We start from the raw sequence: 8,427 nt of genomic DNA, 5'->3' as shown, positions 1-8,427 counted from the left end.
CGCGACAGGCGCGGCGCTCAGAGACGTGCAGGACGTCCCGGACATGCTCGATGCAGGCGCGCCGGCGCGCGGGGCTCAGAAGTTTCCCCGGGCCGCCTCCTGCAGGATCAGCTTGTCGAGGGTGAGGTCCGCGATCGCCTTGCGCAGCCGCTGGTTCTCGGTCTCCAGATCCTTCATCCGGCGGACCTGGTCGGACTTGAGCCCGCCGAACTCCTTGCGCCCGCGGTAATACGTGACCTCGGTCACGCCGATCGCCCGGATCGCGTCAGCCACGCTCTGCCCCTGCGAGACCAGCACGTCCACCTGCCGCAGCTTGGCCACCACCTCTTCCGGCTTGTGCTTCTTCGTTCCCATCGCGTCCGTCCTCCGTCGGCTCAAAGCCATACTCAAGGGCGGACCACTCCGATGGGGGCTGACCAGCAGACTATCAAGCACTAATTCTGCCGGCTTCATTGGTCATGCTGGGCCATACTGTGCATGAATATTTGCAGTAACGGCAGAAATCGTGAGTCGAAACGGGACGAATGCCGAGCATCAGAGCTCGCCCGTCAGGAACTGGGCGCGTCCGTACCCGAACGACCAGTCATCATCGGTGTTGCTGACCATCGAGACGACCACGTCGGTCGGCGCGATCCCGCACCTCTCTTGAAGCCGCTCGACCAGGAGGCGGTCGAACGCCTCCTTCATCGCCCGGCTGCGCGGCCGAGTGGTCACCTGCAGCACCACGCATCGTTCGGTGCGGGGGATGCCAAGGCCGGTATCCTCGACGATCAGGTGCGCGGGCGGGTGCTCGTGGACGATTTGGTCGCGGTCGCCCGGGGGCACCTGGACCGCCTCCAGCATGGCCTCGTGTGCGGCGGCGAGCAGAGTGCGCAGATCCTCGGGGCTGCGCCCCTCGATCAAGTCGAAACGAAGCAGGGGCATTGGCTCTGTCCGGTGCCGGTCAGGTGGCGAGGGTGTGGCGGGCGACGGAGGCGAGCCGCACCTCGGCTTCCACCGCGAGGCGTTCGACCAGTTCGCCCGCGGGCGGCAGATCCCGGACGAGCCCGATCGCCTCGCCGACGGTGACATTCGAGACCTCGTAGTCGCCGCGGCGGTCGGCGGCCTCGACCCGCTCGCGCTCTGCGCCGACGAGGCTGCGCAGTTCCTCCTCGCGCCCGTGCCACGTCTCGATGAAGCGGTTGCGCATCAGACGGCCGGTATATTCCGGCGGCCAGGCGCGGTTGCGGACGATGTCGTAGACCGAGGTGCGGACGGTCTCGTCGCCGGTGGCGGCCACGACCCGGGCCTTGGCCGCTGGGTGGATCAGCGCTTCCTGCGTCGCCCAGAACCGGGTGCCGATGAGGACGCCGTCGGCGCCGAGCATCAACGCGGCGGCGATCCCGCGCCCGTCGGCGATACCGCCGGCGGCGAGCACGAGAATCTCGGGGCGCTCGCGGGCGACGAGATCAACCACGCTCGGCACCAGGGTGAGGGTGCCGCGGGTGGTCAGGCCGTGCCCGCCCGCATCGGTGCCCTGGGCCACGATCACCGAGGCGCCGACGTCGAGCGCGCGCCGGGCGTGGTCGAGGTTGTGCACCTGGCAGATCAGCGGCACGCCGGCCGCCCGCACCGTCTCGGCGAAGGGCGCCGGATCGGAGAACGAGAGCATCAGCGCCGCCGGCCGGCGCGCGAGCGCCAGATCCAGCAGCGACGGATCGCGCGCCATCGACCACGTGATGAAGCCGCAGCCGACGCGCTGGTTGCCGGCCTTGGCGAACTCGGCCTCGAGGATCTCGCGGTTGCCGTAGCCGCCGCCGATCATCCCGAGTCCGCCCGCGGCGCTTACCGCCGCCGCCAGGGCACCGCCCGCGGCCGGGTCCATGGGGGCCAGAACGATAGGATGACGAATCCCGAACATGTCCGTCAGACGGGTTCGCAGTGCCATGATGCAGCCCCAGTGAACCGTCGTCCCGGCGGGCCGATTCGGCTCTGGACGGAGTTTGTAGCCGGGGGCACGTTTCTTGAATAATGATTCCTTCAGATGGGACTCATCTGAGATTGCGATGTCATGAACAGCACCGACCTGATGTTTTTCGCGGCAGTGGCCGAAGCGGGCGGGATCGGCCGTGCCGCTGCGGCGCTCAACACTGTCCAATCCAACGTCACCGGCCGGATCCGCTCGCTCGAGCAGGCACTCCATACGCCGCTGTTCTACCGGGGCACGCGGGGGGTGACGCTGACCCGAGCCGGGGAGCGGCTGCTGCCCTACGCCACCCAGGTGGCCCGCCTCCTGGCGGACGCAGAGCAGGCGGTCCTGTCCGACGAGACCCCGCGGGGTCCGCTGCGGCTCGGCTCGATGGAGACCACCGCCGCGCTCCGGCTGCCCCGGCTTCTCACAGCCTACGCCGCCCGCTACCCGGAGGTGGACATCGAGCTGACTCTCGGGCCGACCGAGGCCCTGATAGCCGCCGTGCTCGACCGCCGGGTCGAGGGCGCGTTCGTCTCGGGGCCGATCAGCCAGAACGATCTGGCCGTCCTGCCGATGTTGGAGGAGGAGCTGGTGCTCGTCGCGGGCGCCCGGGTCGGCAGCCACGACGAAGTGGTCGACCTGCTGGCGAGCCGGCGGGAGGCGCGGGTGCTGGTGTTCAAGACCGGCTGCTCCTACCGCCTGCGCCTGGAGGGCTTCCTGGCCGCGCACGGCCTCGTCCATGTCCGCCGGATGGACTTCGGCACCCTCGACGGCATCATCGGCTGCGTCGAGGCCGGCATGGGCGTGTCCCTGTTGCCGCGCATCGTCGCGGAACCGATGCAGAAGAGCGGTCGCGTCTCGATCCACGCGCTTCCCGAGGGCGCCGGCCATGCGCAGACGCTTGTGGTCCACCGCAAGGACACCCTCCTGACAGCGGCGTTCGAGCGCTTCCTCGACTGCGCCCAAAACCTCTTCGATTTTCCGCCGCACGACCCGGTGCAGCCCACGCCGGACAGCCGGCAGGACTCGCGGGTGCCCGGCCTGTCGGGACGGGGCTGATCGCCCCCGCCACGGCGGAACGTCCTCGCGCGACGGGCGGGCCCGTTGCTGGCGACGGACCCCGCCCCCTCTGGACGATCGGCCGAGAGCAGGACGATGCGGGCGCGCTGGATGTGCTTGAGAGACCGCGTCCGATCGGCGACGACAGCGGACAGGCGCGCCAGGTCGGCGGCACTGGGGATCACGCAGATTGTCTGAGCCATGCCCCAGACTCGCATGGCTTACGCCTCAGGTGAATCCTCTGAATGCGTCCATGCATCAGGGGCGCAGCCTCCGCGCTCATGGGCGCAAGGGAGGCGTATGGAACCAGGCGCCTCGGACGCAAAACGAGGAGACGCGACAGACCTAGGCTTGGCACTGCCCGGACGGGCCTTCTCCTGCCGCTCCTTGCGGGCGCTCGCCGGCGGGTTGGACGAGGTGCGCGAGGTCTTCTCGAGCGATGCCGCTTCAGCACCCGCTCGATCAGTTCCTCCCTGCTCAGGCGCTTCAGATCGCTGCGGCTCATCCCGACAAGGAATCAGCCAAACCGCCAGCCCACGAGGGGGCGACCCCGACACCCGCACCGCGACTGAATCACGCCGTCTTGGCACTCCTGGGCAATGACGTAAATTTAATTATTGTTATTCGATGCTGAAGCTGCCCGGCCATGTAGCCAGTCTATGATCAGAAACATGGCAATCGCAAAGACTGTCAGTAGGGCGGCCATTGCGAGGATCGAGGGATTGATCTGATCGCGAATTCCCGACCACATCTGGCGTGGAATCGTTTTTTGTTCGGGTCCGCCGATAAACAGGATGACGATGACCTCGTCGAAGGAGGTGGCGAAGGCAAAGACGGCACCGGTGGCGACGCCGGGCGCGATGAGCGGCAGCGTCACGCGGCGGAAGGTCAGCAGCGGCGGCGCTCCGAGGCTGGCGGCGGCCCGCACGAGGTTCCGGTTGAACGACATCAGTGTGGCGGTGACGGTGATCACCACGAAGGGCGTGCCGAGCGCCGCGTGAGCGAGGATGACGCCGGCATAGCTGCTGGTGAGGCCCAGCGGCGAGAAGACGAGGTAGAGGCTGACAGCCACGACGACGATCGGGATGATCATCGGCGAGATCAGCAGCGGCATGATGAAGCTACGGAATGGGAAGGACGGCCGGCTGATGCCCATCGCCGCCGCCGTGCCGAGCATCGTTGCAATCGCCGTACTGGCGATGCCGATGACGAAGCTGTTGACGATCGCCAACCGCCAGTCCTTGGACGACACGAGCGCGGCGTACCACTGGGTGCTGAAGCCTGACATCGGATAGGAGAAATAGGCGCTCTCGTTGAAGGAAAGCGGGATGACGATCAGCACGGGGGCGACGAGGAAGACGAGCACGGCGGCGGAGAAGAGGCGCAGAACCGTCCGGCCAAGGCGTTCGGTGTGTGTGGTCGACTGCATGAGAGCCCCTATCCCAGCCGGAGCCGGTCGACGCCGACGAAGTGGTTGAAGACGAAGTAGACCGCGAGCGTCAGCAACACGAGATAGACCGAGAGCGCACCAGCCAATCCCCAGTTGAGCTGGCGGTCCATCTGGAAGGCGATGAGCTGGCTGATCATCTCGTCGCCGCCGCCGCCGAGGAGGTCAGGAGTGATGTAGTAGCCGATAGCCAGCACGAAAACGAGGAACGTGCCCGTCCCGATGCCCGGCAGGGTCTGGGGCACGTAGACCCTGAGGAACGCGACGGCAGGATGGGCGCCGAGTGACACCGCCGCCCGCTGATACGTCGGCGAGATGCCGCGCATGACCGCGTAGTTCGCAAGGATCATGAAGGGCAGGAGCACGTGCGTCATGCCGACGAGAACGCCGGTGCGGTTGAACATCAGCGCCAGCGGCCCGGATGTCAGGCCAGCCTGCGCAAGGAGCGCGTTGACGATGCCGTTCGGTTGCAGGAGCACGTACCAGGCGGTCGTGCGTACGAGCAGCGAGGTCCAGAACGGCACGATGACGAAGATCATCAGCCGATGGCTCTGGCGCTGCGGCAGCGTGGCGAGGAGGTAGGCGACAGGATAGCCGAGAAGAAGGCAGATCAGGGTGACCGAGCCGCTGATCAGGAAGGTGCGCGCGAAGGCCGCCTGATAGATGCGCTGGTCGGGCGGCAGCTCCGAGAGGCCCTTGGGGCCGGCCCTCAGATCGATGGCAGACAGCAGGTAGTCCGGAGTGATCCGAGCCGAGGCCCGTTGGATAAAGCGCCAAGTCTCCGTCTCCCCCCAGTGGTGGTCGATATCGACGAAGGCTTGCTCCACGGGACCGGCGGCGGGGTCGGGCAGGCGTCGCGCGGTCTTCAGGATCAGGCTGCGGAAGCCGGGCTCGTAATTGTTAAGCCGCCGCGCCGCCGACACGAGGGTCCCGTTCTGCTGTGCGGCGGCCAGGTCGGCGGCCAGCGCCGCGAAGACGGGGGATGGCGGAAGCGTCGCCCCGCTCCACCCTGCGAGGCCGGCCGAGACGCGCGGGAAGGCCGCCGCCACGTCGTCGCTCTGGATGCTGCGCATGAGCAGGGCGCCGATCGGGTAGAGGAAGACCGCGACGAGAAACAAAAGCAGCGGCAGGGCGAAGGCCAGCGACCGCATCGCCTCGCTGCGCCGGGCGGCCCTATAGGCGTTGCGGCCCTCCTGCGGCATCGATTTCGCCTCGGAGCCTACCGCCATCGCTGGTACCTCACGGATCGCCAAGACCGCATCCTTTCCCTGAAAGGCGACGGGCGCCCCATGCCGGCCGGGGCGCCCCGCGTGTCACTGGCCGAGCCAGGTCATGAAGCGGCTGTTGATGCTGTCGTATTTGTCGGCCCAGAACTCGGCATCGATCTGGAGCGCGTTCTTGAAGTTGTCCGGCGCGGTCGGCATGTCAGGCAGGACGGCCTTGTTCATCGCCTCGACCGAAGACTTGCGTGGCGATGCATAAGAAATAAAATTCGAGAGTTTCCAGATGTTGTCCTTGGCGGATGCATATTTGATGAATTTCTCCGCCAGGTCTTTGTCCTTGGCGCCGGTCGGGATACCCCACCACTCGTAGTCGTAGACCTGCCCGTCCCAGACGATGGCGAAGGGCTTGTTCTCCTTCTTCTTCGCGTCGTAGATGCGGCCGTTATATGCCATGGTCATCGCGACGGCGCCGTCGGCGAGGAGCTGCGGCGGTTGCGAGCCGGCCTCCCACCAGACGATCCGGTCCTTGATGGTAGAGAGCTTGTTCAGGGCGCGCTTGACCCCGTCGTCGGTCGCCAGCACCTTGTAGACCTCGCCGGCCGGCACGCCGTCCGCCATGAGCGCCCATTCCATGCTGACCTTCGGGCTCTTGCGCAGGCCCCGCTTCCCCGGAAATTTTTGGATGTCGAAGAAGTCGGCAACCGTCGTCGGCTGCGTCTGCATCTTGCTCGTGTCGTAGGCGAAGACGGTCGACCAGATCATGGAGGACACGGCGCAGGGCAGGATTGCGCCTTTGATGAAGTCCGACCGATCGCCGAGGAGCGCGGGGTCCAGCTTCTGCAGGAGGCCCTCGTCGCAGGCGGTGATGGCGTCGTTGGTCTCGAGGTCGATGAGGTCCCAGATCGTGTTGCGGGCCTCGACCATGGCGCGCAGCTTGGCGACGCCGCCGTCGTATTGTTCGGTCGCGATCTTGACGCCCTGCGCCTCTGCGAAGGGCTTGAACCAAGCCTTGTCGGCCGCGGCCTCAAAGGCGCCGCCGTAATCGACGATGTTGAGGGTCTTCTCCTGGGCGGCGGCCGGCAAGGCCAGCAGGGCGTAGCCCGCCGCCAGCAGGGCGGCCGCTCGCGATGCGGTTCGTTGGGATCTCATGATCGTTCCCCTCGGTGATGCGATGGAGGTGTCAGTTCGGTCGGGCATCGACGATCTTGCAGTCGTCGTAGCGCCAGGAGACGCCGACGGGCTCGCCGTTCGCCGGCAGGGTCGTCCGCTGGGTGTTCGGGACCTTGATGACGAAGTGCCCCGCATGGCCGGTGGCGAGGTGGATCCGCCGGTGGTCGCCGCAGTAGATGATCTCCTCGACCGTCCCCGAGAGGCGGTTCTGAGGCTCGCCGTCGCCTGGATCGACCGTGACACGCTCCGGTCGGAGCGCCAGGACGGCCGCATCCCCGGGCCGGAGGGTGCCGCCCGCCCGGCCTTTGAATGTCCGGCCGCCCGGCAGCGTCAGTACGGCGTAGCCGTCCTCGAAGCCGGAGACCTGACCGGCCAGCGCGTTGTTCTCGCCGATGAAGTCGGCGACGAAGGCGTTCTCGGGATCCTCGTACAGGTTGGCCGGCGAGGCGATCTGCTGGATCGCGCCGCCCTCGAACACGGCGACGCGGTCCGACATGGTGAGCGCCTCGCCCTGATCGTGAGTGACGTAGACGATCGTGACGCCGAGCCGGCGATGAAGCCGCTTGATCTCGTACTGCATCGTCTCGCGCAGCGCCTTGTCGAGCGCGCCGAGCGGCTCGTCCATGAGGACGAGGCGCGGCTCGAAGACGAGGGCGCGGGCAAGCGCGACCCGCTGCTGCTGACCGCCAGAGAGTTGGCTCGGCTTGCGCTCCCCCAGGCGCCACAGCTCGATCATCTCGAGGGCGCGGGCTACGCGGTCCCGCTGCTCGCCCTTCGCCACGCCGCGCACGGACAGCGGAAAGGCGATGTTCTCGGCAACGGTCATGTGCGGGAACAGCGCGTAGTTCTGGAAGACCATCCCGATGTCGCGCTTGTGGGGCGGCAGCGCGTTCAGCGTCCGACCGTTCAGCCGGATCGTCCCCCCGCTGGGGCTCTCGAAGCCCGCGAGCAGCATCAGGGTCGTGGTCTTGCCCGATCCGGAGGGGCCGAGCAGCGACAGGAACTCGCCTTCGGCGATTTCCAGATTCAGGTCCCGGATGACATAGGTCTCGCCGTCATACGTCTTGCGGATGTGCGAAAAGGTCACGAAGGGGTCGGACGCGGCCATTCAGGCGTCCTTTCCGAAGGCGCGCCGACGGTTCCGCCCGAGACACGCATCCGAGCCGGCGCTCTGCTTGCCGTCATCTTCGATCATGAGCGCTCGGTTGGCTGGCATGGCGTCCTCGTCGACCCTGGGTTGGGTAAAACCAAGTCGACCCTGGGGTTGGCAAAAATAAACATGCAATTTCTGCTGCCGCAAGGCCGGCAAGGCGATGGAACCTCCGCCGCGGGATAGGATTTTCCGAAGCATTGCAGAGGGCATGCCTCGACAGACCCGGCCGGCCACGGGCCGGCGGGCCGGCGGCCAAATCGGGGGTTCAGAAAAAACGATGCCGCACGAGGAGGCCGGGGCCTTAGAGCGCCTAACAGAACCGCTCGATCTGGTGGAGGGTGATGATGCTGGCCTGGAGGAATGTGAAGGCCTCATAGATGTCGGCACGCCGTTCGTAGCGGACGGGCAAGCGGCGGGCGCGGTT

Annotated in this window: 7 protein-coding genes and 3 pseudogenes; 1 reads left to right on the top strand and 9 read right to left on the bottom strand. The window is 67.0% G+C overall.

Going from position 1 to position 8,427, the window contains the following annotated elements:
• From FF100_RS36255 to FF100_RS36245, 3 genes and pseudogenes are all read right to left on the bottom strand, one after another.
• Positions 1-354 (bottom strand): annotated as a pseudogene (locus FF100_RS36255) (transposase); the annotation flags it as partial.
• Positions 355-534: 180 nt separating this feature from the next.
• Positions 535-924 carry a tautomerase family protein gene (locus FF100_RS36250; RefSeq protein WP_139040850.1) on the bottom strand — a complete coding sequence of 130 codons (390 nt, stop codon included), beginning with the start codon at positions 922-924 and terminating at the stop codon, positions 535-537.
• 19 nt (positions 925-943) lie between these two features.
• Positions 944-1,927 carry an NAD(P)H-dependent flavin oxidoreductase gene (locus tag FF100_RS36245; RefSeq protein WP_139040849.1) on the bottom strand — a complete coding sequence of 328 codons (984 nt, stop codon included), beginning with the start codon at positions 1,925-1,927 and terminating at the stop codon, positions 944-946.
• 123 nt (positions 1,928-2,050) lie between these two features.
• On the opposite strand from FF100_RS36245, the gene FF100_RS36240 reads away from it, so the two are divergent.
• Entirely contained in the window at positions 2,051-3,010 is a 960-nt protein-coding gene (locus FF100_RS36240) for a LysR substrate-binding domain-containing protein (protein ID WP_139040848.1), read from the top strand.
• A gap of 74 nt (positions 3,011-3,084) precedes the next feature.
• Here the strand turns inward: FF100_RS36240 and FF100_RS36235 are convergent.
• From FF100_RS36235 to FF100_RS36210, 6 genes and pseudogenes are all read right to left on the bottom strand, one after another.
• Positions 3,085-3,213 (bottom strand): annotated as a pseudogene (locus tag FF100_RS36235) (IS630 family transposase); the annotation flags it as partial.
• Between the two features lie 407 nt (positions 3,214-3,620).
• On the bottom strand, positions 3,621-4,439 hold the full coding sequence (locus tag FF100_RS36230) for an ABC transporter permease (RefSeq protein ID WP_139040847.1): 819 nt from the start codon (positions 4,437-4,439) through the stop codon (positions 3,621-3,623).
• Positions 4,440-4,447: 8 nt separating this feature from the next.
• Complete coding sequence (locus tag FF100_RS36225) at positions 4,448-5,608, bottom strand: ABC transporter permease (protein WP_139040846.1); 1,161 nt, start codon at positions 5,606-5,608, stop codon at positions 4,448-4,450.
• A gap of 162 nt (positions 5,609-5,770) precedes the next feature.
• On the bottom strand, positions 5,771-6,877 hold the full coding sequence (locus FF100_RS36220; protein WP_205825160.1) for an ABC transporter substrate-binding protein: 1,107 nt from the start codon (positions 6,875-6,877) through the stop codon (positions 5,771-5,773).
• The gene (locus FF100_RS36215) at positions 6,861-7,958 is read right to left on the bottom strand and encodes an ABC transporter ATP-binding protein (protein ID WP_139040845.1); all 1,098 of its coding nucleotides are present in this window, start codon (positions 7,956-7,958) and stop codon (positions 6,861-6,863) included. The genes FF100_RS36220 and FF100_RS36215 overlap by 17 nt, the downstream gene beginning before the upstream one ends.
• 355 nt (positions 7,959-8,313) lie before the next feature.
• Positions 8,314-8,427, bottom strand: a pseudogene (locus tag FF100_RS36210) (IS5/IS1182 family transposase); the annotation flags it as partial.

The organism is Methylobacterium terricola, assembly GCF_006151805.1.
Taxonomy (GTDB): Bacteria; Pseudomonadota; Alphaproteobacteria; order Rhizobiales; family Beijerinckiaceae; genus Methylobacterium; species Methylobacterium terricola.
This window is presented reverse-complemented; position numbering and strand designations above follow the sequence as displayed.